The sequence below is a fragment of the Pseudonocardia sp. Ae331_Ps2 genome, assembly GCF_001932405.1.
Taxonomy (GTDB): domain Bacteria; phylum Actinomycetota; class Actinomycetes; order Mycobacteriales; family Pseudonocardiaceae; genus Pseudonocardia.
On record NZ_MCIM01000001.1, the window covers coordinates 5214766 to 5239790 of the forward strand.

Annotated in this window: 25 protein-coding genes; 12 read left to right on the forward strand and 13 right to left on the reverse strand. The window is 73.6% G+C overall.

All coding sequences use genetic code 11. From position 1 onward, the window contains the following. Position 1 precedes the first annotated feature (1 nt). Complete coding sequence (locus Ae331Ps2_RS24390) at positions 2–520, reverse strand: MarR family winged helix-turn-helix transcriptional regulator (RefSeq protein ID WP_020626582.1); 519 nt, start codon at positions 518–520, stop codon at positions 2–4. A gap of 90 nt (positions 521–610) precedes the next feature. Here Ae331Ps2_RS24390 and Ae331Ps2_RS24395 point away from each other — a divergent pair, with 90 nt between their 5' ends. Both Ae331Ps2_RS24395 and Ae331Ps2_RS24400 read left to right on the forward strand, forming a co-directional pair. Next, on the forward strand, positions 611–1171 hold the full coding sequence (locus Ae331Ps2_RS24395) for a YceI family protein (RefSeq protein ID WP_020626581.1): 561 nt from the start codon (positions 611–613) through the stop codon (positions 1169–1171). A gap of 75 nt (positions 1172–1246) precedes the next feature. Continuing rightward, positions 1247–2011: a helix-turn-helix domain-containing protein gene (locus Ae331Ps2_RS24400; protein ID WP_198932179.1), complete on the forward strand. Its 765-nt coding sequence runs from the start codon at positions 1247–1249 to the stop codon at positions 2009–2011. On the opposite strand, the gene Ae331Ps2_RS24405 is transcribed toward Ae331Ps2_RS24400, so the two are convergent. Then, on the reverse strand, positions 2008–2967 hold the full coding sequence (locus tag Ae331Ps2_RS24405) for a LysR family transcriptional regulator (RefSeq protein ID WP_075306291.1): 960 nt from the start codon (positions 2965–2967) through the stop codon (positions 2008–2010). The two genes, Ae331Ps2_RS24400 and Ae331Ps2_RS24405, sit on opposite strands and share 4 nt — an antisense overlap. A 110-nt stretch (positions 2968–3077) precedes the next feature. Here Ae331Ps2_RS24405 and Ae331Ps2_RS24410 point away from each other — a divergent pair, with 110 nt between their 5' ends. From Ae331Ps2_RS24410 to Ae331Ps2_RS24420, 3 genes are read left to right on the forward strand one after another with little or no spacing between them, the layout of a single operon-like run. Next, a complete protein-coding gene (locus Ae331Ps2_RS24410; protein ID WP_075306289.1) occupies positions 3078–4379 on the forward strand; it encodes a CitMHS family transporter in 1302 nt (433 codons plus the stop codon). Positions 4380–4388: 9 nt separating this feature from the next. Continuing rightward, a complete protein-coding gene (locus Ae331Ps2_RS24415; RefSeq protein WP_075306287.1) occupies positions 4389–5690 on the forward strand; it encodes an acyclic terpene utilization AtuA family protein in 1302 nt (433 codons plus the stop codon). Then, complete coding sequence (locus Ae331Ps2_RS24420) at positions 5677–5997, forward strand: hypothetical protein (RefSeq protein ID WP_043279251.1); 321 nt, start codon at positions 5677–5679, stop codon at positions 5995–5997. Before Ae331Ps2_RS24415 ends, Ae331Ps2_RS24420 begins: the two co-directional genes overlap by 14 nt. 18 nt (positions 5998–6015) lie before the next feature. On the opposite strand, the gene Ae331Ps2_RS24425 is transcribed toward Ae331Ps2_RS24420, so the two are convergent. The 4 genes from Ae331Ps2_RS24425 to Ae331Ps2_RS24435 form a co-directional block, all read right to left on the reverse strand. Beyond that, positions 6016–6414, reverse strand: a complete 399-nt coding sequence (locus Ae331Ps2_RS24425) for a VOC family protein (protein ID WP_075306285.1) — start codon at positions 6412–6414, stop codon at positions 6016–6018. A 54-nt stretch (positions 6415–6468) separates the two neighbouring features. Further along, the gene (locus Ae331Ps2_RS32215) at positions 6469–6615 is read right to left on the reverse strand and encodes a hypothetical protein (RefSeq protein ID WP_020624749.1); all 147 of its coding nucleotides are present in this window, start codon (positions 6613–6615) and stop codon (positions 6469–6471) included. A gap of 157 nt (positions 6616–6772) precedes the next feature. Next, the gene (gene arc, locus Ae331Ps2_RS24430) at positions 6773–8593 is read right to left on the reverse strand and encodes a proteasome ATPase (protein ID WP_075306283.1); all 1821 of its coding nucleotides are present in this window, start codon (positions 8591–8593) and stop codon (positions 6773–6775) included. Between the two features lie 226 nt (positions 8594–8819). Beyond that, positions 8820–9827, reverse strand: coding sequence for a tRNA (adenine-N1)-methyltransferase (locus Ae331Ps2_RS24435; protein WP_083695935.1), 1008 nt, complete (start codon positions 9825–9827; stop codon positions 8820–8822). 101 nt (positions 9828–9928) lie between these two features. Here Ae331Ps2_RS24435 and Ae331Ps2_RS24440 point away from each other — a divergent pair, with 101 nt between their 5' ends. Both Ae331Ps2_RS24440 and Ae331Ps2_RS24445 read left to right on the forward strand, forming a co-directional pair. Continuing rightward, a complete protein-coding gene (locus Ae331Ps2_RS24440; protein ID WP_083695937.1) occupies positions 9929–10855 on the forward strand; it encodes a PD-(D/E)XK nuclease family protein in 927 nt (308 codons plus the stop codon). A gap of 7 nt (positions 10856–10862) precedes the next feature. Then, the gene (locus Ae331Ps2_RS24445; RefSeq protein WP_083695939.1) at positions 10863–11708 is read left to right on the forward strand and encodes a thioesterase family protein; all 846 of its coding nucleotides are present in this window, start codon (positions 10863–10865) and stop codon (positions 11706–11708) included. Positions 11709–11807: 99 nt separating this feature from the next. On the opposite strand, the gene hisG is transcribed toward Ae331Ps2_RS24445, so the two are convergent. The 4 genes from hisG to metH form a co-directional block, all read right to left on the reverse strand. Then, positions 11808–12698, reverse strand: a complete 891-nt coding sequence (hisG, locus tag Ae331Ps2_RS24450; protein ID WP_075306281.1) for an ATP phosphoribosyltransferase — start codon at positions 12696–12698, stop codon at positions 11808–11810. Between the two features lie 56 nt (positions 12699–12754). Further along, positions 12755–13018 (reverse strand): phosphoribosyl-ATP diphosphatase, encoded by a 264-nt coding sequence (locus Ae331Ps2_RS24455; protein WP_075306279.1) that lies wholly within the window; start codon positions 13016–13018, stop codon positions 12755–12757. Between the two features lie 165 nt (positions 13019–13183). After that, positions 13184–13885 (reverse strand): HAD family phosphatase, encoded by a 702-nt coding sequence (locus Ae331Ps2_RS24460; protein ID WP_075306277.1) that lies wholly within the window; start codon positions 13883–13885, stop codon positions 13184–13186. Next, a complete protein-coding gene (gene metH, locus Ae331Ps2_RS24465) occupies positions 13878–17600 on the reverse strand; it encodes a methionine synthase (protein WP_256371352.1) in 3723 nt (1240 codons plus the stop codon). Before metH ends, Ae331Ps2_RS24460 begins: the two co-directional genes overlap by 8 nt. 69 nt (positions 17601–17669) lie before the next feature. Between metH and Ae331Ps2_RS24470 the strand changes: the two genes are divergently transcribed. Further along, entirely contained in the window at positions 17670–18560 is an 891-nt protein-coding gene (locus Ae331Ps2_RS24470) for a PAC2 family protein (protein ID WP_075306274.1), read from the forward strand. 8 nt (positions 18561–18568) lie between these two features. Next, positions 18569–19699: an MFS transporter gene (locus Ae331Ps2_RS24475; protein ID WP_233147544.1), complete on the forward strand. Its 1131-nt coding sequence runs from the start codon at positions 18569–18571 to the stop codon at positions 19697–19699. 147 nt (positions 19700–19846) lie between these two features. On the opposite strand, the gene mshC is transcribed toward Ae331Ps2_RS24475, so the two are convergent. From mshC to Ae331Ps2_RS24490, 3 genes are all read right to left on the reverse strand, one after another. Beyond that, positions 19847–21085: a cysteine--1-D-myo-inosityl 2-amino-2-deoxy-alpha-D-glucopyranoside ligase gene (gene mshC / locus Ae331Ps2_RS24480; protein ID WP_075306272.1), complete on the reverse strand. Its 1239-nt coding sequence runs from the start codon at positions 21083–21085 to the stop codon at positions 19847–19849. An 87-nt stretch (positions 21086–21172) separates the two neighbouring features. Beyond that, positions 21173–21352 carry a hypothetical protein gene (locus Ae331Ps2_RS24485; protein WP_075306270.1) on the reverse strand — a complete coding sequence of 60 codons (180 nt, stop codon included), beginning with the start codon at positions 21350–21352 and terminating at the stop codon, positions 21173–21175. Next, the gene (locus tag Ae331Ps2_RS24490) at positions 21349–22341 is read right to left on the reverse strand and encodes a bile acid:sodium symporter family protein (protein ID WP_075306268.1); all 993 of its coding nucleotides are present in this window, start codon (positions 22339–22341) and stop codon (positions 21349–21351) included. The genes Ae331Ps2_RS24485 and Ae331Ps2_RS24490 overlap by 4 nt, the downstream gene beginning before the upstream one ends. Before the next feature lie 78 nt (positions 22342–22419). Between Ae331Ps2_RS24490 and Ae331Ps2_RS24495 the strand changes: the two genes are divergently transcribed. From Ae331Ps2_RS24495 to Ae331Ps2_RS24505, 3 genes are read left to right on the forward strand one after another with little or no spacing between them, the layout of a single operon-like run. Further along, positions 22420–23295, forward strand: coding sequence for a LysR family transcriptional regulator (locus Ae331Ps2_RS24495; RefSeq protein ID WP_075311763.1), 876 nt, complete (start codon positions 22420–22422; stop codon positions 23293–23295). Between the two features lie 11 nt (positions 23296–23306). Further along, positions 23307–24083: a transporter substrate-binding domain-containing protein gene (locus Ae331Ps2_RS24500; RefSeq protein ID WP_075306266.1), complete on the forward strand. Its 777-nt coding sequence runs from the start codon at positions 23307–23309 to the stop codon at positions 24081–24083. 40 nt (positions 24084–24123) lie between these two features. Next, positions 24124–25005 (forward strand): NAD(P)H-binding protein, encoded by an 882-nt coding sequence (locus Ae331Ps2_RS24505; RefSeq protein WP_075306264.1) that lies wholly within the window; start codon positions 24124–24126, stop codon positions 25003–25005. The last annotated feature ends 20 nt before the right edge of the window (positions 25006–25025 follow it).

The window sequence follows — 25025 nt, forward strand, 5'->3', positions numbered from 1 at the left end:
CCTAGGACGCCTGAGCCGGGCTCGGGCCGTCCGGTCCCGAGTCCCGGGTCACCGGCCACTCCCCGCCACCGGACAGGTGGGCGACGACGGCCTCGCAGGCCTCGCGCAGCCCGGCCTGCTGAGCAGGGGTCAGGCCGTCGAACACCGCCTCGCGGACGCTCTCGACGTGGTCCGGTGCGGCGCCGGCCAGGACCTCGAAGCCGCGGTCGGTCAGATGGGCCAGCTGGCCACGCCGGTCGGTGGGGCACGACCGCCGTTCGATCCAGCCCGCCTCCTCCATCCGGGCCACCGCGTGCGACACCCGGCTGCGTGAGGACAGCGCGGAGTCCGCGAGGACGCTCATCCGCAGGGTCCGCTCCGGCGCCTCGGACAGCCGGACCAGGATCTCGTAGTAGGCCTGGGGCATCCCGGCCCCGGACTGCAGCCGTCGCTCGACCTTCTCCGAGACCAGCCGCTGCGCGGCCAGGAAGGCGCGCCAGGTGCGCTGCTCCTCGTCGTCGAGCCAGCGTGTGTGACCCACAGCACCCTCCGAAACATCTTGACGTGCGATCCGTTAGTTCTAGTATCGCTCTCAACAAGTGAGAGTTCAACTAGTTCTCCGGGAGAGATCATGACCACCGCCACCGCCATCCCCGGCTACGTCGTCGGCACCTGGGACATCGACGCTGCGCACTCCGACGTCTCCTTCTCCGTCCGTCACATGATGGTCAGCAAGGTCCGGGGCCGCTTCACCGGCGTGACCGGCGAGCTCGTCACCGCCGAGCGCCTCCAGGACTCCAGTGTGACCGCGACCGTGGACGCCACCTCGATCACGACCGGCCAGGAGCAGCGCGACGGCCACATCCGCTCCGCCGACTTCTTCGACGTGGAGAAGTACCCGGAGTGGACCTTCCGCTCCACCGGCCTCGTCGCGAAGGGCGGCGACGACTACGTCCTCGCCGGCGACCTGACCATCAAGGGCGTCACCCGCCCCGTCGAGTTCGCCCTCGAGGTCAACGGCTTCGGCCCGGACGCCTACGGCGGCACCCGCGCCGGCTTCACCGCGACCACCACCATCAAGCGCTCGGAGTTCGGCGTCGACATCGAGATGCCGATGGACGGCGGCGGCGTCGTGGTCGGCGACAAGGTCAGCGTCGAGCTGGAGATCGAGGCGGTCCTGCGCGCCTCCTGATCTCCGCACACGCGGCCACGGCCCCGGACCGGCGACGCCGGTACCGGGGCCGTGCCGCGTCCGTAGGCTGGCGCGGTGCGCAGCTACGCCGAGACGCCCCCGACCGGACCGCTGCGCGCCGTCGTCGAGGTGGCCTGGCAGGCGCGCTCGGGTGCCGAGCCGCACACCCAGCGAGTGCTGCCCGACGGCTGCATGGACCTGCTCCTGTCCGGTGGTGACCTCGTCGTCGCCGGACCGGACACCACCGCGCACCTCGCCACCTCGCCGGCGGGCGGGGTGACCACCGGCCTGCGGTTCCGTCCCGGCGCCCTCCCGGAGCTGCTGGGCGTCCCGGCGGACGCGCTGCGCGACCGCCGCGTCCCCCTCTCCGAGGTGCTCGACCCCGGACGGCGCAGGCTGCTCCGACCCGCCGCCCCCGGGACCGGCGACCCCGGCGACACGGGCAGCGGCGACGTCGTGTGGCTCACCCGGCTGGCACTCGCCCTGCGTATCGCCGCCGCGGACCGTCCGACGCCCGCTCCGCTGCCGCACGCCGCGCTGCGCGCCCTGGCCGGGGGTGTGCCCGCCGCCGAGCTGGCCGACCGGCTCGGCGTCACCGGCCGCACGCTGCACCGGCGCTGCGTCGCCACCCTCGGCTACGGACCGGCCGTCGCGCGGCGGGTGCTGCGCTTCCGGGCCGCGGCCGCCCTGCTCTACGACGGCGTCGCCCCGGCCGAGGTCGCCGCCCGCACCGGCTACGCCGACCAGCCCCACCTGTCCCGCGAGGTCCGCGCCCTGGCCGGGGTGTCGCCGGGCTCACTGCGGGCCGTCCCCGCCGCCGACGCCGCCGACATCCGCTAGCTCCCGTCGCCCGCGCCGGACGCCCCGTCCGGTGGCGCCCACCGGGCGTGCGCCGGCAGCGACGGACGCCGCACGGAGCCGGTGAGCAGCCCGGCGAAGGCGGCGGCGGCCGGGACCGGCTGCCGTCCCCGCGGCAGGACCAGCGCGATCCGCCGTCGTACGACCGGGTCGGTCAGCGGGACCGCGGTCAGCCCGGCGAAACCGGTGAGCGGCACGACCAGCCCCGGGACCGCCGTCGCACCGAGGCCGGCGGCGACGAGACCCGCCACCGCGGCGATGTTGCGGGCCGCCAGGCCACGGCCGGGCCGGCATCCAGACTCGTCCAGGGCGCGGTCCACGTGCTGGCGGATGCTCGTGGAGGAGTCGAAGTCGACGAACTCGACGCCGTCGAGCTCGGCCCAGCGCAGCGTGCTGCGCCCGGCGAGCGGATGGGTGGGAGGCACCAGAGCGCAGAACCTGTCGGCGGCCACCGGGGTGACCACGAGGTCGTCGGGGACACGGCCGTGCACCACGGTGACGGCGAGGTCGGCACGCCCCGAGCGCACCCGTGCGGTCACCTCGTCGGCCAGGGCGTCGGAGATCTCCGGGCGCACACCCGGCCGCTCCCGCCGGAACGCCGACACCACCCCGGGGAGCAGGATCGCGGCCAGCGAGGGCAGCGTCGCGATCCGCACGGTGCCCGACAGCCCGTCCAGGACGTGTTCGACGTGGCGCAGCTCGGTCGCGACACCGTCCAGCGCCCGGCGAGCGGCCGCCACGACGGTCTCCCCCACCGGCGTCGGCTCCAGCCGCCGGGTGGTCCGCTCGAACAGCCGCGCCCCGAGGAGCCGCTCCACGTCGGCCACCGTGCGGCTCAACGACGGCTGCGCGGTCCGCAGCACGGCCGAGGCCGCGGTGAACCCACCCGCCTCGTGTACCGCGACGACGGCCCTGAGCTGCTGCAACGTCAGATCCATGTGCCCACCGCATCAGTCCATCCGGATTCGGTCTTTGACGATCATAGGTCCGCGCGCGCACCGTTCCCCCGGGCCGACGCCGGTCCGCCCCGCCGACGAGGAGGTCGACGATGCTCGCCGCGATCGGATTCCTGACCATCGCCGTGTTCCTGGCGGCCGTGCTGTCCGGGCGGGTGTCGGTGCTCCTGGCGCTGACCGTCGTGCCCGCGGCCGCCGCCGTCGTCGCCGGGCTGGGCGGCGGGCTGGGCGAGTACGTCGCGACCGGCCTGGAGACCGTCGCGCCCGTCGCCATCATGATCACCTTCGCGATCCTGTACTTCAGCCTGATGCTCGACACCGGGCTGTTCGACCCGGCGATCCGCCGGGTGGTCCGGTGGGCGGGCGGGGACCCGCTGAAGATCTGCGTCGGTACGGCCGCGCTGACGGTACTCGTCGCCCTCGACGGCGACGGCGCCTCCACCTTCCTGATCATGGTGAGCGCCATGCTGCCGCTCTACGACCGGCTCGGCATGCGGCGGATCGTCCTGGCGGCGTTGGTGTGCCTCGGCGCCGGGGTGATGAACATGATCCCCTGGGGTGGCCCGACGGCGCGGGCGATGGCCGCCCTCGACCTCACCGCCTCCGACGTGTTCGTGCCGCTGCTGCCCGCCATGACCGCCGGCATCGTCTGGGTGCTGTTCGCGGCCTGGGTCATCGGCCGCCGCGAGCGGGCCCGGCTCGGCGTCGTCGAGCTGCCCGAGCCCGCCGACGCGCCCGGGGCCGCCGGAGCGCCCGCCGTGTGGTCGCGGGCCGACCGGGTCAGGTTCGTGGTCAACGTCGTGCTGACCCTGGCCCTGGTGGTGGTCCTGCTCCTGCAGCTGGCCGACCTGCCGGTGGTGTTCCTCTGCGCCTTCGTCGTCGCGCTGCTGGTCAACCGGCCCACCTGGGACGGCCAGCGCGCGCTGTTCGAGAAGCACGGTCACAACGTCGTGCTGGTGACCGCGATGATCTTCGCGGCGGGTGTGTTCACCGGTGTCCTCGGCGGCACCGGGATGATCACCGCGATGGCGCAGTCGCTGGTCGGGCTCGTCCCCGACGGCGCGGGCGGAGCGCTGCCGGTGGCGGTGGCGCTGACCTCGATGCCGCTCAGCCTGGTGTTCACCCCGGACGCCTACTACTTCGGTGTCCTGCCGGTGCTGGCGGAGACCTCGGCGGCGCTGGGCGGCGACCCCGCGGAGGTCGCCCGGGCCGCGATCCTGGGCCAGATGACCACCGGGTTCCCGCTCAGCCCGCTCACCGCCTCCACCTTCATCCTGCTGGGGCTCACCGCCGTCGAGCTGGGCCGCCACCAGCGGTTCGTGTTCGGGTGGGCGTTCGGCACCACCGCCGTCATGACCGTCGTCGCGCTGCTCACCGGCGCCCTGAGCCTCTGAGGAGACCCGATGACCCGGACGACCACCCGGATCGGCAGCGGTGCCGGCTTCGCCGGCGACCGGATCGAGCCTGCCGTCGACCTGGTCCGCCGCGGCGGGCTGGACGACCTCGTCCTGGAGTGCCTGGCCGAGCGCACCATCGCGCTCGGCCACCTCCGGCGTCTCGCCGACCCGGCGACCGGGTACGACCCACGGCTCGGACAGCGGCTGACGGCGCTGTTGCCGGACCTGCTGGTGGGTGGGGTCCGGCTGCTCACCAACATGGGCGCGGCGAACCCTCCCGCGGCCGGTCGCATCGTCCGCGAGCACCTCGACGGTCTCGGGTCGGTGGCCCCGGTGGCCGTCGTGACCGGCGACGACGTGCTCGACGTGGTCGACCCGGCGGCACCCGCGGCCGAGGACGGTGTCCCGCTGGGCGAGCACGGGGAGCTGGTGTCGGCCAACGCCTATCTCGGCGCCGACGCGATCGCGCCCGCGCTGGACACCGGGGCCGCGGTGGTCGTCACCGGGCGGGTGGCGGACCCGTCGCTGTTCCTCGCGCCGCTGGCGCACCGGCTCGGCTGGGACCTCGACCGCCCGGACCGGGCCGCCGCGGGCACCCTGGTGGGCCACCTGCTGGAGTGCGCCGGTCAGCTGACCGGCGGGTACGCCGCCGACCCCGGGCACCTCGACGTCCCCCGGCTGGCCGAGCTCGGGTTCCCGTTCGCCGACGTCGCCGCGGACGGGAGTGCCCGCTACGGCAAGCTCGACGGCACCGGCGGCCGCCTCGACCGGCACACGGTGCGCGAGCAGCTGCTCTACGAGGTGACCGACCCGACCGGGTACCGCACCCCCGACGTCGTCCTGGACCTGCGTGGCGTCTCCGTGGACCACGACGGCCCGGACCGGGTCCGCGTCTCCGGCGCCACCGGCCGCGCCCGCCCGGACGAGCTGAAGGTCAGCGTCGGCTACCGGGCCGGGCACCGCGTCGAGGCCGGGATCTCCTACGTGGGCCCGAACGCCGCCGCCCGGGCCCGGCTGGCCGCCGACGTGGTCGCCGAGCGGGTCCGCGGGCTCGCCGTCGCTCCCCGGATCGAGGTCCGCGGCGGCGACACCGACGCCCGGCTGCGGGTCGCGGCGCTGCACCGCGACCCGGGCCTGCTCGACGTCCTCGCCCACGAGGTCGAGGCGCTCTACACCAACGGCCCGGCGGGCGGGGGCGGCGTGCGCACCCGGCTCGACGAGGTCGTCGGAGTGCTGTCCACCCTCGTCCCCCGTGCGGCCGTCGTCCCGCGGGTCACCGTCCTGGGGGCCGGCCGTGCTGCTGCATGAGATCGCGCACTGTCGCGCGGGCGACAAGGGGACGGTGGCGACGCTGACGGTGGTCCCGCACGACGACGCGACCTACCCGCTGCTCGTCGCCGTGCTCACCCCGCAGCTGGTCCGGACGGGCCTGAGCCGCTGGGTCGGCGGCGAGGTCACCCGCTACGAGCTGCCCCGGGTGAGCTGTCTGCAGTTCGTCTGCACCGGGATCCACGGCGGCGGGGTCACCGTGTCGACCCAGCTCGACACGCACGGCAAGTCGCTCTCGTCGCGGCTGCTCGCACTGGAGCTCCCCCTGCCGCCCGGCTCACGGTGACCTGCTCGCCCGGGTCGGTCAGGCCCAGGCGAACAGGTCCAGCGACGACCCGTCGGGGTCGGCGACGGTCGCGTAACGCTGGCCCCACGGGGCGTCGAACGGGTCCAGCACCGAGGTGTGCCCGGCCGCCGTGACCCGGCCCCAGGCCTCGTCGACGGCCGCGGCGCTGGGCACCCGGAACGCCAGCGTGACCCGGCCGTTGCCGACCGGCGCGGCGCCCGGGTGGAAGCCCTCCACCGCCGACTGCAGGTCCAGGGCCAGCCGCAGGCCGCCGCGCAGGGTGGTCTCCACGTGCGTCTCGGTGTCGGAGCCCTCGGGGAACTCCAGCCCCAGCAAGCGGTAGAAGGCGAGCGAACGGGTCATGTCGGTGACCACGATGCCGATCATGTCGAGCTCGGCGCCGATCGAGGTGTCCATGCCCACGACGCTAGGCCGCGGGCGGCCCGGCGTCGTGAACGGATCGGACAGGGGTCAGCGCTTGCCGCGGAAGCGCCGCAGCATGTCCTGCGCCTTCTGCCGGTTGCGCGGATCACTCGCCATCCGCTTGGCCTGGTCGGTGTAGCGACGTCCCTGCGGGCTCTTCAGGAATGCGGTGATCCGCCCGATGATGCCGGCCATGTGTGGTCCTCCGTGGTGCGGGCCGCGACACGGACGTGCACGGCTCCCTGCACAGGATGCCCGTTTCGTCCGGCCCTCACTCCTCCGGGGCACCGCCGCCGGACGCACGACGGGCCCCGCCGCGGGATGCGGCGGGGCCCGTGCGAGCAGAGCGTGCCTACAGGTACTGGCCGGTGTTCGACGCGGTGTCGATCGCGCGGCCGGTGGCGTCGTTCTTGCCGGTGACCAGGGTGCGGATGTAGACGATCCGCTCCCCCTTCTTGCCCGAGATCCGCGCCCAGTCGTCGGGGTTGGTCGTGTTCGGGAGGTCCTCGTTCTCGGCGAACTCGTCGACGATCGCGTCCAGCAGGTGCTGGACCCGCAGGCCCGGCTGGCCGGACTCGAGCACCGCCTTGATCGCGGACTTCTTCCCGCGGTCGACGATGTTCTGGATCATCGCGCCGGAGTTGAAGTCCTTGAAGTAGAGCGTCTCCTTGTCACCGTTGGCGTAGGTGACCTCCAGGAACCGGTTCTCCTCGGACTCGTCGTACATCCGCTCGACGATCCGCTGGATCATCGCGGAGGTGCAGGCGCTCCGGTCCCCGCCGAACTCGGCCAGGTCGTCCTCGTGGATGGGCAGGGTGTCGGTGATGTACTTCGAGAAGATGTCGATCGCGCCCTCGGCGTCCGGACGCTCGATCTTGATCTTCACGTCGAGCCGGCCCGGGCGCAGGATGGCCGGGTCGATCATGTCCTCGCGGTTCGAGGCGCCGATGACGATGACGTTCTCCAGGCCCTCGACGCCGTCGATCTCGGCGAGGAGCTGGGGGACGATCGTCGTCTCCACGTCGGAGGACACACCCGACCCACGGGTCCGGAAGATCGAGTCCATCTCGTCGAAGAACACGATCACCGGGGTGCCGGCGCTCGCCTTCTCCCGCGCGCGCTGGAAGATCAAACGGATGTGCCGCTCGGTCTCACCGACGAACTTGTTGAGCAGCTCGGGGCCCTTGATGTTGAGGAAGAACGCGCGGCCCTCGTCCGGGTCGTCGCCCCGCTGCTTGGCGATCTTCTTCGCCAGCGAGTTCGCGACGGCCTTCGCGATGAGCGTCTTCCCGCAGCCGGGCGGCCCGTAGAGCAGCACGCCCTTGGGCGGACGCAGCTCGTACTGGGTGAAGAGCTCGGTGTGCAGGAACGGCAGCTCGACCGCGTCCTGGATCTGCTCGATCTGCCGGGTCAGGCCACCGATGTCGGAGTAGGCGATGTCCGGGACCTCCTCCAGCACGAGGTCCTCGACCTCGGCCTTGGCGACCCGTTCGTAGGCGTAGCCCGCCCGCGAGTCGACCATGACCGAGTCACCGGACTTGAGCGGGCTGGTGCCCTCCTCCTGCCCGAGCTCGAACAGCGGCGCCGCCAGCCAGACGACGCGCTCCTCGTCGGAGTGGCCGACGACCAGACCGCGACCGGCCGACCCGTCCTCCCCCGGACGGGAGATGATCTCCCGCAGCGAGTAGAGGTCACCGACCTGCTCGAAGCCCATGGCCTCGACCACGGTGAGTGCTTCGTTGAGCCGGACGGACTGGCCGCTGCGCAGCGTCTCGCCCTCGACCGCCGGGGACACGGGAACCCGCATCCGGCGGCCGGAGGTGAAGACGTCGACCGTGTCGTCGTCGTACCGGCCGAGGAAGACCCCGTAGCCGGACGGCGGCTGCGCGAGCCGGTCGACCTCCTCGCGGAGCGCGACCAGCTGGCCGCGGGCCTCCTTGAGGGTCTCGGTCAGCTTCTCGTTCCGAGCGTTGAGCGCGGACAGCCGGCTCGTGGTCTCGGCGAGACGTTGTTCCAGCACTCGGGCGTGCCGGGGCGTCTCGGTCAGCCGTTGACGCAGTGTGGAGATCTCGTGCTCGAGGTGACGGATGTGCTCGGCGGCCTCAGCGGGGCTGAGGTCGCGGTCAGACTGGAAACCCTGGTTGCCGGGACCGTCGTCGTAGGGGTGGTTCACGGCAGCCTCCCTCCGTGTTCCGTCTCACCACGGTACCCGTGACGGGTGACCGCGACGGTGCGTCGAACCGGTGATCCGGGCCTCAGCCGGTCGGCACCATGTGGTCACTCTGCGGCTTCGCGGGCGTCACCGCCACGTCCACACGGAGGGTAGTTCGTAACGTTCTCGTTCCGCGTTCGGGCGCGTCGCGGTCACCATCCGACCGAAACCGGACACAACGCCCAGGTCAGCGGCCGGTCGGCCGCCGCTGCTGCCGGGGCGGTGTGACGCCGTCGGCGAGCCGCCGGGTGGTCAGCAGGAAGGCCGTGTGGGCGATCATCCGGTGCTCCGGACGGACGGCGAGACCGACCACGTGCCAGGGGCGGACCATCGCCTCCCACGACTCGGGCTCGGTCCAGCACTGCATCTCGCGCAGCGCCTCGGTGAGCACGGACAGCTGGGTGGTGGTCGCGACGTAGCCGACGAGGATCCCGCCCGGGACCAGGCAGTCGCGGACGGTGTCGAGCACGTCCCACGGGGAAAGCATGTCCAGCACGACCCGGTCGACCTCGCCGCGGTGGTCCCGGACGTCGCCGACGGTCAGCTCCCAGTGCGGGGGCCGCTGCCCGAAGAAGGTCTCGACGTTGGTGACCGCGTGCGGGGCGTGGTCCTTGCGGACCTCGTAGGAGATCACCTTCCCGGTCGGCCCGACGGCCTGCAGCAGCGAGCAGGTCAGCGCGCCGGACCCCGCGCCGCCCTCCAGCACCCGGGCGCCAGGGAACACGTCGCCCCACATCAGGATCTGTGCCGAGTCCTTCGGGTAGATCACCTGGGCGCCGCGGGGCATCGACAGCACGTAGTCGGCCAGGCGGGGGCGCAGGGTCAGGTACGGCGTGTTGGCCGCCGAGTGCACGAGCCCGCCCTCGGGCGAGCCGATGATGTCGTCGTGGTCGATCTGGCCGCGGTGGGTGTGGTACGACCCGCCCGCCTGCAGGACGACGGTGTAGTGGCGCCCCTTGGGGTCGGTGAGCTGCACCCGGTCGCCCTCGCGGAACGGCCCGCCGCGGCGCGGGGGGACCCAGGTGGCCGGCTCGTCGGCGGGCTCGTCGGTGGCCGGCCCGGCGGCGGGCTCGGCGTCGACGGGCCGGGGGGCGACGAGCTCCGCGTCGACGGATTCCTCGGTGTGGGACTCGGTGTGAGGGGAGTCGAGGGGCGCGGACTCGGTCGGCGCGTCGGGCGTCGGGGCGTCGTGCACGGACGACGACGCTATCCGCGCGCACCCCCGGCCCCGACGCCGGGGCACAGGGCAGCACCGGGCAGCCCGGAACCGTCGGGGGTCGCGGCTAGCCTGCCGCCATGACCGCAGCCCCCTCCGACGAGTCCGGCCCCTTCCCGGACGAGGCGGGCCCCGAGGTCGTCACCCCGGCCGTCCGCCCGATCGTCGCGGCGCCACCGCGCCCGCCCGCGCTGTCGCCGTCGCGGGCGGCGGACTTCCGCCGCTGCCCGCTGCTCTACCGGTTCCGCGCGGTCGACCGGCTGCCGGAGCCGCCGTCGCGGGCGCAGGTCCGCGGCACCCTGGTGCACGCCGTGCTGGAGCAGCTGTTCGCCCGGGAGCCGGCCGACCGGACCCCACGCGCGGCCCGGGAGCTGCTCGGCCCCTGCTGGGACGACCTCGCCGCGGCCGATCCCGCCGTGACGGCGCTGTTCACCGGCCCGGAGGACCCGCAGCTCGCGCTCTGGCTGGACTCGGCCTCGGCACTGCTGGACCGCTACTTCGCGCTGGAGGACCCGGCCGGCGTCACCGCGACGGCGGTGGAGGCCCGCATCGAGGCGACCCTCGACGGGGCGGACGGCGCGGACGGCGCGGCCCCGGTACCGCTGCGCGGCATCCTGGACCGGCTCGACGACGGCCCCGACGGCCTGCGGGTCGTCGACTACAAGACCGGCGCGACGCCCGGGGAGGGCTACGAGTCCGGCGTGCTGTTCCAGCTCAAGTTCTACGCGCTGGCGGTCCTGCTGACCCACGGCCGCGTCCCCGACGAGCTGCGCCTGCTCTACCTGGCCGACGGCACCGCCCTGACCTACCGGCCCGACGCCGAGGAGCTCACCCGGTTCGGACGCCTGCTCGACGCGGTGTGGACCGCCATCCGGCTCGCCGCCCCCACCGGGGACTTCCGGCCCCGCCCCGGCCCGGCCTGCCGCACCTGCGACCACCAGGCCCGCTGCCCCGCCTGGGGCGGCACTCCCCCGCCGTACCCCGGCTGGCCGGGCGGCGGGGCATGATCGACGGGTGAGCGCACCGCCCCCGATCCCGCCCGGCCCGTTCTACCTGCCCCGCGGCGAGCACTCCGCCGACGGCGTCACCCACGCCGCGTTCGAGGCGACCCCGTCGACCACCGGCCCCTGGTTCGCCGACGCCCAGCACATGGGACCGCCCTCGGGGCTGCTCGTCCGTGCGCTCGAACGGCTGCCCGCGTCCCGGCCCGGCGGCGCCGGGGACGACTGGTGGATCGCCCGCGTCACCGTCGAGGTGCTCGGGGCGGTGCCCGCCGGGCCTGTCACGGTGACCGCGGGCGTCGAGCGGCCCGGGCGGACGATCGAGCTGCTGTCGGCGACGATGCGCGCCGGCGACCGCGACGTGCTCCGGGCGCGGGCCTGGCGGCTCGCCGCCTCCGACACCGCCGCCGTCGCGGTCGGGCAGACAGCGCCGCTGCCCGGCCGGGACACCGCCGTCGTGCGGACCGAGCGGCCGGACGGCTGGCTGCCCGGGTTCCTCGACGCGGTCGAGTGGGCCTGGCTCGACGGCGGCCGCCTCGGCACCGAGGGCCCGGGACGGGGCTGGATCCGGATGCGGGTCCCGCTCGTCGAGGGCGAGGAGCCGAGCCCGGCACAGCGGCTGATGGTCGCCGCGGACTGCGCGAACGGGCTCGCCGCACCGCTGGACGCGGCCCGCTGGCTGTTCGTCAACACCGACCTGACGGTGCACCTGCACCGGGCCCCGACCGGCGAGTGGATCGGCGTGGACGCCGCGACCGTCGTCGGGCCGGACGGGCTGGGCACCTGCTCGGCCACCCTGTTCGACGACGACGGGCACACCGGTCGGAGCGCCCAGGCGCTGACCGTCCGGGCCCGCTAGCGGCCCGCCGGAGATCCCGGCAACACGACGGCGGCCCGCCCACCGGAGTCACCGGGGGCGGGCCGCCGCGGGGGGAACGGACGTCGGACGGGGACGTGCTCAGTGGCCGTGGCCGTTGACCGTCATCGCGCGGCAGGACCGGATCTCCGAGGTGAGGATCGCGGTGGCGCCGATGTCGGCGAGCTTGTCCATCACGCGGTTGGTGTCCTTGGTGCGCACCATCGTGCGGACCGCGACCCAGCCCTTCTTCGACAGCGGCGAGACCGTCGGCGCCTGCAGGCCCGGCGCGACCTTCTCCACCGCCTCGAGCAGCCCTTCCGGGCAGTCGAAGTCCATCATCAGGTACTCGTGGGCCACGACGACGCCCTGCAGCCGGTCGGCGAAGACCTTCTTCAGACGGGTGGTCTCGGCGTCCTCGGCGCGGTCGTGCCGCTTCTCCCGCTCGATGAGCGTGGCCTGCGAGGTGGCGATGGCCTCGCCGATGATCTGCAGACCGTGCTGGCGCAGCGTGCGGCCGGAGGACACGACGTCGGCGATCGCGTCGGCCAGACCGAGCTGGATGGAGATCTCCACCGCGCCGTCGAGCTTCACTATCTCGGCGCCGATCCGCTTGCCCGACAGGTAGGAGCGGACCAGGCGGGGGTAGGACGTCGCGATCTTGCGGCCGTCGAGGTCCTCGATCTTCCAGTCGGCGTCGGCCGGGGCGGCGAAGTGGAACCGCGACCTGCCGAAGCCGAGCGGGATGATCTCCTGGGTCTGGCTGCCCGACTCCTCCATGAGGTCGAAGCCGGTGACGCCCAGGTGCAGGTCACCCTTGCCGACGTAGGTCGCGATGTCCTTGGGCCGCAGGTAGAAGAACTCGATCTCGTTCTCCTCGTCGACCACGCTGAGGTCGCGCGAGTCGGTCCGCTGGCGGTACCCGGCCTCGCGCATCATCGTCGCGGCGGGCTCGGCCAGGGTGCCCTTGTTCGGCAGTGCCACGCGGAGCATTTCCGCTCTCCTGACGGTCGTCATCGGTGGTGGTGGTGTCGGTGGGCCGGGTCGGCCTACAGATGCTTGTACACGTCCTCGAGGGTGAGCCCCCGCTGAAGCATGATCACCTGCAGCCGGTACAGCAGCTGCGAGATCTCCTCCGCCAGCTCGTCGTCACCCCGGTACTCGGCGGCGATCCAGACCTCACCGGCCTCCTCGAGCACCTTCTTGCCCTGGGCGTGCACCCCGGCGTCGAGCGCGGCGACGGTCCCCGAGCCGGCCGGCCGGTCCCGGGCCTTGGCCGCCAGCTCGGCGAACAAGTCGTCGAAAGTCTTCACGGGTACCAGTGTGAACGGTGACCTGTGCCGCATGCCGGGCGCATCCGGGGCGGTAAGCCGTGTGGGCAACGGACCGCGCCGGGTGGTTCACCCGGAGTGAGCAACCCCCGGGTGCGGTGCCGTTCATCGCCGCGAACGGCCCGCTCACGCCGGTGCCTGCGCCGTTCAGCGGGCCCGGACCTCCGCGAGGACCGCCCCGAGCTCGGCCGGGCCGACCCCGGCGAGGGTCTCGCGCAGCACCCGGCGCGGTCCGGCCGGCACGTCGAGCTCGCAGGGCACCACCAGCACCGCGCAGCCGGCCCGCTCCGCCGAGAGCGCACCCGTCGGCGAGTCCTCCACCGCGACGCAGTCGCCGGGGTCGACCCCGATCAGCTCGGCGCCGCGCCGGTAGGGCTCGGGCTGCGGCTTGGGCTCGCGCACCTCGTCGCCGGGCACGACGGCGACGAAGTGCTCCCGGCCCAGCGTCTCCAGCGCCCGCTCCGCCAGCACCCGGATGGTGTTGGTGACGAGCACGGCCGGGATGTCCGCCTCGCGCAGCGCGGTGAGCAGCTCCCGGGCGCCCGGCCGCCACGGCACACCGTGGGTGAACAGCTCCCCGGCGCGGTCGTAGAGCCACTCGCCGGTCTCGCGGTACTCGTCGGCGGGCACGGTGTCCGGGTCGCGTCCGGCCTCCCGGAAGCAGATCCGCAGCGACGAGTCCAGCGAACCGCCGACGGACTCCAGCCGGGCCCCGAGGCTCAGCTCGGGGGCGCCGAGGTGCTTCATGAGGTCGTTGAGCGCGACCTCCCACACCTTCTCCGAGTCGATCAGGGTGCCGTCCATGTCCAGCAGCACGCCCGCGGGCCGGATCGTCGTCGGCTCAGGCATCGGGGGTGTAGCCCAGGTTCGGGCGCAGCCACTTCTCGACGACGGCGACGTCCACGCCGAGCCGGCCGGCGTAGTCGGCGACCTGGTCGGGCCCGATCCGGCCGACGGTGAAGTACCGCGACTCCGGGTGGGCGAACATCATGCCGCTGACCGCGGCCGCCGGGGTCATGGCGAAGGACTCGGTGAGCCCCACGCCGGTCTCCTCCGCGCCCAGCAGGTCGAACAGCGGCCGCTTGAGCGTGTGGTCCGGGCAGGCCGGGTAGCCGAACGCGGGCCGGATGCCCCGGAACCGCTCGGCGTGCAGGTCCTCGACGGCCTGGTTCGCGTCGGGCTCGAACCACTCGCGACGGGCCTGCCGGTGGGCGTACTCGGCGAAGGCCTCCGCGAGCCGGTCGGCCAGCGCCTTCACCATGATGGCCTTGTAGTCGTCGAGCGCGGCCTCGAACTCGGCCGCCATGTCCTCGGCGCCGTGGATGGACACCGCGAACGCGCCGAGGTGGTCCCCCTCGGGCGCCACGTAGTCCACGAGGCTCCGGTTGGCCCGCCCCTGTGGCTTGACGGTCTGCTGGCGCAGCATCGGCAGCCGCACGTCGCCGCCGTCGGGCGAGATCACGATGTCCTCGCCCTCGGCGTGGGCCGGCCAGAAGCCGTAGACGCCGCGGGCGGTGAACCGGTCCTCGGCGATGATCTGGTCGAGCATCGCGTTGGCGTCGTCGTAGAGCTCCTTCGCGACCGGGGAGTTCAGGATCTGCGGGAACTTGCCCTTCAGCTCCCAGGCCAGGAACAGGAACTGCCAGTCGATCAGCTCACGGAGCTCGGCGATCGTCGGCTCGCAGGGCCGGACCCCGGTGAACTCCGGGACGGGCAGCTCGCCGAAGTCGACGACCTCGCGGTTGGCGACGGCGTCGGCGAAGGGCAGCAGGGGCTTGGCCTGCCGTCCCTCGTGCTGCTCGCGCAGCCGCTGCTGGTCGTCGTCGTTGCGCGCGGACAGGGCCTCGGCGCGGTCGTCGTCGAGCAGGTCGGACACGACCCCGACGACCCGGGAGGCGTCCAGGACGTGCAGCACGGTGCCCTGGTACTGCGGGGCGATCTTCACCGCGGTGTGCTGGCGGGAGGTGGTGGCGCCGCCGATGAGCAGCGGCAGCTTCAGGCCGCGCCGCTCCATCTCGGTGGCAACGTTGACCATCTCGTCGAGCGAGGGGGTGATCAGGCCGGACAGCCCGACGACGTCGGCACCCTCGGCGACGGCGGTGTCGAGGATGGTCTGGGCGGGCACCATCACACCGAGGTCGATGACCTCGTAGCTGTTGCAGCCCAGCACGACGCCGACGATGTTCTTGCCGATGTCGTGCACGTCGCCCTTGACCGTGGCCATGACGACCTTGCCGTTGCCACGGGTGTCGATCTCACCGCGGGCCTTGGCCTCCTCCTTCTCCTTCTCCATGAAGGGCTCGAGGTAGGCGACGGCGCGCTTCATCACGCGGGCGGACTTCACGACCTGAGGCAGGAACATCTTGCCGTCGCCGAACAGGTCGCCGACGACCTTCATGCCGTCCATCAGCGGGCCCTCGATGACGTCGAGCGGCCGGGCGGCCTGCGCCCTGGCCTCCTCGGTGTCGGCCTCGACGAAGTCGACGATGCCGTGCACGAGGGCGTGCTCCAGGCGGGCGCGGACGTCGTTCTCCCGCCAGGTCAGATCGACCTTGCGCTGGGTGCCCTCGCCCTTGAACCGGTCGGCGTTCTCCACGAGCCGGTCGGTGGCGTCGGGCCGACGGTTGAACAGGACGTCCTCGACCATCTCGAGCAGGTCGGCGGGGATGTCCTGGTAGACCGCGAGCTGGCCGGCGTTGACGATGCCCATGTCCAGGCCGGCCTTGATGGCGTGGAACAGGAAGGCCGAGTCCATGGCCTCGCGGACGACGTTGTTGCCGCGGAAGGCGAAGGACAGGTTCGAGACACCACCGGAGATGTGGGCGCCGGGGCAGCGCTCCTTGATCCGGGGGCAGGCCTCGATGAAGGCCTTCGCGTAGTCGTTGTGCTCCTCCATGCCGGTGGCGACGGCAAGGATGTTCGGGTCGAAGATGATGTCGTGCGGGTCGAGCCCGGCCTTCTCGACGAGCAGGTCGTAGGCGCGTCCGCAGATCTCGACCTTGCGGTCGGCGGTGTCGGCCTGGCCGTCCTCGTCGAAGGCCATGACGACGACGCCCGCGCCGTAGGCCTTGACCTTGCGGGCCTGCTCCAGGAAGGGCTCCTCGCCCTCCTTGAGGCTGATCGAGTTGACGACGCCCTTGCCCTGCACGCACTGCAGGCCGGCCTCGATCACCGACCACCGCGAGCTGTCGATCATGATCGGCAGCCGGGCGACCTCGGGCTCGGTGGCCAGCAGGTTGAGGAAGGTGCGCATCTCGTCGGCGGACTCGAGCAGGTCGGCGTCCATGTTGACGTCGAGCATGTTCGCGCCGCCGCGGACCATGTCCAGCGCGACGTCCAGCGCGCCGTTGTAGTCCTTCGACTCGATGAGCCTGCGGAACCGCTTGGACCCGGTGACGTTGGTGCGCTCACCGATCATCACGAAGCCGGTGTCGGGGCCGATCTCGAAGCGCTCCAGACCGGAGAAGCGGGTGCGCTGCGGCGGCTCGGCCGGGACCCGCGGCGGCAGCCCCTTGACCCGGTCGGCGATGTGCCGGATGTGCTCCGGGCCGGTGCCGCAGCAGCCGCCGACGATGTTGACCAGCCCGGACTCGGCGAACTCCTTGAGGTAGTCCGCGGTCTGCTCGGGGGTCTCGTCGTAGCCGCCGAAGGCGTTCGGCAGGCCCGCGTTGGGGTAGGTGGCGACGAACGCGTCGCTGATCTCGGCGACCGCGACGGCGTGCGGGCGCATCTCGTCGGCGCCCAGCGCGCAGTTCAGCCCGACGACGAGCGGCGCGGCGTGGCGCACCGAGGTCCAGAACGCGTCGACGGTCTGCCCGGACAGCGTGCGCCCGGAGCGGTCGACGATGGTCACCGAGATCCACACCGGCAGGTGCGGGGCGACGTCGTGCGCGGCCTGCAGCGCGGCCTTCGAGTTCAGCGTGTCGAAGATGGTCTCGATCAGCAGGATGTCGACGCCGCCGGAGTCGAGCGCGGCGATCTGCTGGGCGTAGGAGTCGTAGACCTGCTCGTAGGACACCGCGCGGTAGGCGGGGTCCTCGACCTTCGGCGACAGCGACAGCGTGACGTTCAGCGGACCGATCGAGCCGGCCACCCACTTCGGCTCGCCGGTGGCCTTCTCGGCCTCGTCGGCGGCCTCGCGGGCCAGTCGCGCCGCGGCCACGTTCATCTGGTCGACCTTCGACTCCAGGCCGTAGTCCGCCTGGCCGATCGTGGTCGCGGTGAAGGTGTTGGTCGTCGTCAGGTCGGCGCCCGCGTCGAAGTAGTTGCGGTGCGCCTGGAGGATCAGGTCCGGACGGGTGAGGTTGAGCAGGTCCGGGTCGCCGTTGGTGTCCTTGGGGTGGCCCTTCAGCCAGTCCGCGGAGTAGTCCTCCGGGGTCAGGCCGAGGCCCTGGATGACGGTGCCCCAGGCGCCGTCGATCACCGCGATGCGACGGCCGAGGAGCTCCGTCAGCTGCTCGGTACGCTGCGCAGCCCGCCGGACCCGTTCGGGGTCGACCGGGCGGAGGGTGCTGTCGTGCGCCGAGGTGCCCACCGAGTGATCCGCTCCCGTCGTAGATGACACGATCCCCCAGGGTACCTGCTGGAGGGGTAGCGACCAGGCCCCGCGACCGCGGGGTCGTAGGCTGGGGAGATGACCGACCGAGAGCCGAGCATCACGGGTGGCGACAGCACTCCGCACCTGGTCGATCCGGTCCTCATCGCCGCGTTCGAGGGATGGAACGACGCCGGTGAGGCCGCGAGCACCGCGCTGGAGCACCTCGAGCTCAGCTGGGACGCGAAGCCTCTGACCTCGATCGATCCAGAGGAGTACTACGACTTCCAGGTCACGCGTCCGCACGTCAAGCTCGCCGACGGTGTCACCCGACGGATCGAGTGGCAGACCACCCGGCTGTCCTGGGCGACGCTGCCGGGCACCGACCGCCATGTCGTCCTGGTCAACGGGATCGAGCCGAACCTGCGCTGGAAGACGTTCTGCGCCGAGCTCGTGGGTCACGCGGAGCGTCTCGGCGTGACGAAGGTCATCACCTTGGGGGCCCTGCTCACCGAGGTCCCGCACACCCGGCCGACGCCGGTGAACGGCACATCCTGGGACGCGGAGTCGCAGAAGGCGATGGGCACCGAGCCGTCGAACTACGAGGGCCCGACCGGGATCGTCGCGGTCTTCCAGCAGGCCTGCGTGCAGGCCGGCATCCCGGCCGTCTCCTACTGGGCCGAGGTGCCGCACTACGTCTCGCAGGCCCAGGTCCCCAAGGCCGCGGTCGCGCTGCTGCACCGGATCGAGGAGTCCCTCGACGTCGAGGCGCCGCTCGGGGTGCTGCCGGAGAAGGCCGAGGAGTGGGAGCGGACCGTCTCGGAGATGGCCGACGCCGACGACGAGGTCCGCGAGTACGTCCGCCAGCTGGAGGAGCAGGCCTCGGAGTCCGACGACGAGGAGGCCCGCACCGAGCTGCGCGAGACCTCCGGGGACTCGATCGCGGCGGACTTCGAGCGCTACCTGCGCCGCCGCGGCCCCAACTCCTGACCCGCCCGGTGGTCACCGCCCTGCGCCGGGGGGCGCTGTTCGCCGGGGCGTTCCTCGGCCCGTTCGGCGGCGGGATGACCGCGGCGATGCTGCCCGAGCTGGGTACCGAGTTCGGCGTCCCGACGGCGACCGCGTCGGTCTCGATCACCGCGTACCTGCTGCCGTTCGCCGGGGTCATGCTCGTCTCGGGCACCCTCGGCGACCGGTGGGGGCGGGGGCGCACCGTCGTCGCCGGGTACGCGCTCTACGTCGTCGCCTCGCTGGTCTGCGTGCTGGCGGTGTCCTGGCCGCTGTTCCTGGCGGGGCGGGCACTGCAGGGCGTCGCGAACGCCTTCACCACTCCCCTGCTGCTGGCGGCGCTGGCCGCCGCGGTGGAGCCGGACCGCCTCGGCCGGGTGCTGGGCTGGTTCGGGTCGCTGCAGGCGGCCGGACAGACCTCGGCGCCGCTGGTCGGCGGGCTGGCCGCGGAGGTGGACTGGCGGTGGGCGTTCTGGGGCGCCGCGGGAGTGGCCCTGGTGCTGGCGGTGATCGGCATCCCCGGCGGCGGGGCGCCGTCCGACGGCGACCCCCGGCCACGGCTGCGGGCGGCCTGGACCGGCCCGGTGCTGCGGCTCGGGCTGGTCGCCGGGATCGGCTGGGGCTGCCTGGCCGGGCTGAACTTCCTGCTCGCGCTGCGGCTGGAGGAGGTCTTCGGGCTCGGCTCGGGGCCGCGCGGGCTGGTGCTGACCGCGCTGGGGGTCGCCGGGATCCTGACCGCGCGGGTGATCGGCGGGGCGGTGGACCGGTTCGGGGCGCGGCGCTGCGTACTGGCCGGGTCGGTCGTCGGCGGCGTGCTCGTCGCGGCGATCGGGCTGGTCCCGTGGCTCGGGGTGGTCGTCGCGCTGTGGGCGGTCGGCGGGGTGTGCAGCCAGCTCGTCCTGGTCGGGGTGAACGCGCTGGTCCTCGGTCCGGCCGGGGGCGGCGGGGGCGGGGCGGTGTCGGTGGTGCAGGCGGTCCGTTTCGCCGGGACGGCGGCGTCGCCGGTGGCGCTGACGCCGGTGTACCACGCGGACCCGCTGGTGGCGTTCCTCGCGCCGGCGGCGCTGCTCGCGGCGGGCGCGCCGGCCGTCCTCGCGGTCGACCGGGCGCGCCGCGTCTGAGGCCCGCCCGACGGCGTGCGCCCGCAGGTCGTCGAGGTAGACCCGTTCCGGGGTGCGGGCGTGGGTGGCCTCCGGCACCACCGGCGGCGCCGCACCTGCGCTCAGTGCGGCGCGGGCCGCGCAGTCCTCATCTGCTCTACAGCCGATCTACAGCTGCACCCCGAGAAGCGCGTCCAGCGCGGTGCGCACCTGCTGCGGGGCCGCGGTGTCGGTGCCGCGGCGGGTCAGCGCCTCCTCGGCCCAGGCGTCGACGGCGGCGAGCGCACCAGGGGTGTCGAGGTCGTCGGCGAGATGGGTTCGCACCTTGGCGACCAGCTCGGTCGCGTCCGGCCCGGCGTCGAGCCCCACGGCCTCGCGCCAGCGGGCCACCCGCCGGTCGCCGGTCGCGTGTACCTCGTCGGTCCAGGCCCGGTCGGTGCGGTAGTGCCCGTCGAGCAGGGCGACCCGGATGACGTTCGGGTCGACGCGGGCGTTGCGCAGCTTCGAGACGAAGACCAGGTTGCCCTTGGACTTCGACATCTTCTCGCCGTCGAGGCCGATCATGCCGGTGTGCACGTAGTGCCGGGCGAACGGGTGCTCACCGGTGAGCGACTCGGCGTGCAGGGCACCGCACTCGTGGTGCGGGAAGATCAGGTCCGAGCCGCCGCCGTTGAGGTCGATCTGCGGGCCGAGCCGGTTCAGCGAGATCGCGGCGCACTCCACGTGCCAGCCGGGACGACCGCGACCGAGACCCGAGTCCCAGGCCGGCTCACCGGGGCGCGCGGTGCGCCACAGCAGCGGGTCGAGCCGGTTGCGCTTGCCCGGCCGGTCCGGATCGCCGCCGCGCTCGGCGGAGAAGGCCAGCATGGTGTCGAGGTCGTAGTTCGACTCGTAGCCGAAGTGCCCGGTGGCGGACACGTCGTGGTAGACGTCGGGGTACTCCGGGTCGTCGATCCGGTAGGCCGCGCCGGAGGCGACGAGCTTCTCGACCAGCTCGGCGATCTCGGGGATCGCCTCGACCGCGCCGACGAACTCCCGCGGCGGCAGCACCCGTAGGGCCTTCATGTCCTCGCGGAACAGTGCGGTCTCGCGCAGGCCCAGCACGATCCAGTCGTCCTGGTCGCGCTCGGCGCGCTCCAGCAGCGGCTCGTCGATGTCGGTGACGTTCTGGACGTAGTGCACGTCGTGTCCGAGGTCGCGCCAGTAGCGGTTGACCAGGTCGAACGTCAGGTAGGTGGCGGCGTGGCCGAGGTGGGTCGCGTCGTAGGGGGTGATCCCGCAGACGTACATCGTCGCGACCGGGCCGGGCGCCGTGGGCCGGACCCGGCCGGTGGCGGTGTCGTGCAGGCGCAGCGGCGGGCCGCTGCCCTCCAGTGCCGGGACGTCGGTCGGGGCCCAGGTCTCCATGCGGTCAAACCTACCTAGCTCTCGGAAGCGGTCACGCATGCGAACGCGCGGTGCCCGTCGCAGATTCCGGCGAGGCCCTGGCGCCGGTCACCACCACCGGTGGTCGAGCTTGGACTTGATGTCGCGGACGTGGCGGCGGGCACAGGCCGGGCAGAGCCGCCCGTCCCGGCCGCGTTCGTCGCGGTCGGTCACCCAGCCCGCGACGGCGGCGACCCCGGCGTCGTCGGGGCCGGGGGCGCCGCAGAGGCGGCAGGCGGACGGCGTCACGCCTGCGATGCTGCCTCGGCGGCCCGCTCGGTGTCGAGGGCCGCGCGACGCCGGCCGACCCGCTCGGCGATCACCGCGCAGGCCATCAGCTGGATCTGGTGGAACAGCATGAGCGGCAGGACGACCAGTGCCCCGGCGGGGCCACCGAACAGCACGCCGGCGATCGGCAGTCCGCTGGCCAGCGACTTCTTCGACCCGCAGAACACGATCGCGATGCGGTCGGCGTCGTCGAACCCGAGCGCGCGGGACCCGTACGCGGTCGCGGCGAGCACCAGGGCGAGCAGCACCAGGCAGATCCCGAGCAGCACGAGCAGCGAGACCGGGGTGAGCCGTCCCCAGATCCCCGCCACGACGCCCTCGCTGAACGCGGCGTAGACGACCAGCAGGATCGATCCGCGGTCGACCAGCGCCAGCCGCGTCCGGTGCCGGGCGACGAACCGGCCGATCAGCGGCCGTGCGGCCTGCCCGGCGAGGAAGGGCACCAGCAGGCGCAGCGCGATGTCGCCGAAGCTCGACGCGTCGAAGCCGCCGCTGGTCGCCAGCAGCAGTGCGGCCAGCACCGGGGTGAGGACCACGCCGAGCACGTTCGACACCGACGCCGCGACGATCGCGGCGGGCACGTTGCCGCGGGCGACGCCGGTGAAGGCGATGGAGGACTGCACGGTCGAGGGCAGGCAGCACAGGAACACGACCCCGGCGGCGAGCGGCGCGGGCAGCAGCCACTCCGGCAGCAGCAGCACCGACAGCCCGAGCAGCGGGAACAGGACGAACGTGGCCGCCAGGACGGTGCCGTGCAGCCGCCAGTTCCGCAGCCCGCCCAGTGCCTCGGCGGCAGAGAGGCGGGCGCCGTAGAGGAAGAACAGCAGCGCGATCGCCGCGGTGACGGCGACGTCGACCACCCCGACCGCCGCGCCGCGCGCGGGGACCAGCGACGCGACACCGACCGTCACGAGGAGCAGCACGAGGAAGGGGTCGGGACGGACACGCATGGTTCCATCCTGCAAGCCGGGTCCCGATCGGGAAACCGGCTGATCACCATGACTGTGTCCGCGAACTACGATGACCGGGTGCTCGACCCCGTACAGCTGCGGTCCTTTGCCGCCGTCGCGCGCGCCCGCAGCTTCACCCGGGCCGCCGCGCGCCTCGGCGTCGGCCAGTCCACCGTGAGCCAGCACGTGCGACGCCTGGAGGCGACGGTCGGACGCGCGCTGCTCGAACGCGACACCCACTCGGTGTCGCTCACCGTCGACGGCGAGGCGATGCTGGAGTTCGCCGCCACCATCCTCGACGCGGGTGACCGGGCGATGGCGCACTTCCGGGCCTCGCGGGTGCACGGCCGGGTGCGGTTCGGGGTGTCGGAGGACCTGGTCCTGACCCGGCTGCCCGCGGTGCTTGCGGACTTCCGCCGTCGCCATCCCGAGGTCGACCTGGAGCTGACCGTGGGCCTCGCCGGCGATCTCGAACGCCGCCTCGCCGCCGGGGAGCTGGACCTCATGTTCGCCAAGCGCCTGCCCGGCCCCGACGACGGCCGGCTGGTCGTGCGCCGCGACCGGTTCGTCTGGGTGGGGGCGCCCGGGCTGCCGCTGGGCCCCGGCGACCCGGTGCCGGTCGTCGCCTATCCCCCGCCGAGCCTCTCGCGCACCGCCGCCGTCGGGGCCCTGGAGGCCGCGGGGCGGCCGTGGCGGATGGCCTGTACCAGCGGCAGCCTGTCCGGGCTGCGGGCCGCCGCGCTCGCCGGGCTGGGGGTGCTCGCGCACGCCGCGACGCTGGTCCCCGACGGGCTGGAGGTCGTGCCTGAACACGCCGGGCTGCCCGATCTGGGTCCGGTCGACGTGGTGCTGGCGCACGGACGACGCCGCAGCGGCCCGGCCGAGGCGCTGGTCCGCAGCATCCGCTCGGCCGACCTCCGTCCGGAGTCCTGGACTCCCCCGATCGGCGGCTAGGGTCCCGGACCGTGTGCCGCCCGCCGATCGTCCTGCTGCTCCTGCTGCTGGTCACCGGGTGCGCCGCACCCGCGCCGGGGTCCCCGACGCTGGAGCGGGTCGCGTCGTCGCAGGTGCTGCGGGTCTGCTCGACCGGTGACTACCGGCCGCTGACCGCGCTGGCCGCGGACGGCACCTGGTCCGGGATCGACGTCGACATGGCCCGCGACCTCGCCGCCGAGCTCGGCGCCCGGGCCGAGCCGGTGCGCACGACCTGGGCGACCCTGCTCGACGACGTCGTCGCCGGGCGCTGCGACATCGCCGTCGGCGGCATCTCGGTCACCCCCGACCGCGCGGCGCGGGCGGTGTTCACCGAGCCCTACCTGCGCGACGGCAAGACGCCCATCGTGCGCTGCCCCGACGTCGCCCGCTACGGCACGGTCGCCGACATCGACCGGCCCGGCGTGCGGGTCGTGGTGAACCCGGGCGGGACCAACGAGCGCTTCGCCCGGGAGACCTTCACCCGCGCGACGATCGTCGACCACCCGGACAACTCCACGATCTTCGACGAGATCGTGGCCGGCCGCGCCGACCTGATGGTCACCGACGCGATCGAGACCCGCTGGCAGGCCGCCCGGCACCCCGGGGTGCTCTGCGCGGTGCACCCCGACGCCCCGTTCACCGACTCGGAGAAGGCCTACCTGATGCCGCCCGGTGATCCGGTGTTCGCCGCCCGCGTCAACGACTGGCTGCGCACCGCCCGCACCGACGGCACCTGGGACCGCCTCGCCCGCCCCTGGCTCGGCTGACCCCACACCCGCTGTCGGACCCCTGTGCGACGGTGCGGGCATGCGCATCGTCGTGACGACACCGACCGGCACCGTCGGCTCCCGGGTCCTGCGCCTGCTCGTGCAGGCCGGGGTCCGGCCGGTGGCCCTGCTCCGCGACCCGGCACGACTGCCACCCGACCTGGCCGGTCTGGTCGAGCCGGTGGTCGCGGACCAGACCGACGCCGACGCCGTCGTCGGCGCCACCCTGGACGCGGACCGGCTGTACTGGGTGAACCCGCCGGGCCGACCCGGCACCGACCCGCTCGCCCACCACGCGGCCTGCGCGGCCGCCGCCGCGGAGGCGGTGCGACGCAACGGGATCAGCGCGACGGTGTTCCAGAGCAGCGGCGGGGCGAAGCTGCGTCGCGGGGTGGGGGACATCGACGGCCTCGCCGCGACCGAGCAGGCCCTCGACGCGACCGGTGCGCCGGTGCTGCACCTGCGGTGCGGCTACTTCATGTCGAACCTGCTGCACGCGGCCGACGAGCTCGCCGGCGGGACCCTGTCGACGCCGTGGCCGCCGGACCGTCCGCTGCCGTGGGTGGCGCCCGGTGACATCGCCGCCGTCGCCGCGGTGCGGCTGCTCGGTCCGGTGTGGTCGGGGCGGCTGGTCCAGGCGGTGCACGGGCCGGCGGACCTGACGTTCGACGACGCCGCGGCGGTGCTCACCGAGGTCCTCGGCCACCCGGTCCGTGCGGTGCCCCTCGGGAGCCGGGAGTTCCGGGAGATCCTGGCCGGGGCCGGGATGACCCCGGCCGAGGTCGACGCGGTCGCCGGGATGGCGGAGGGGCTCGCCGCCCCCGGGTACGTGCCCGAGCAGCGCCGCGACGCGGTCTCGACGACCCCGACGACCCTGCGGAGCTGGGCCGCCGAACACCTGCGCGCACCGGAACCCACCTGACCGCAGCGGGCCGCCGACGC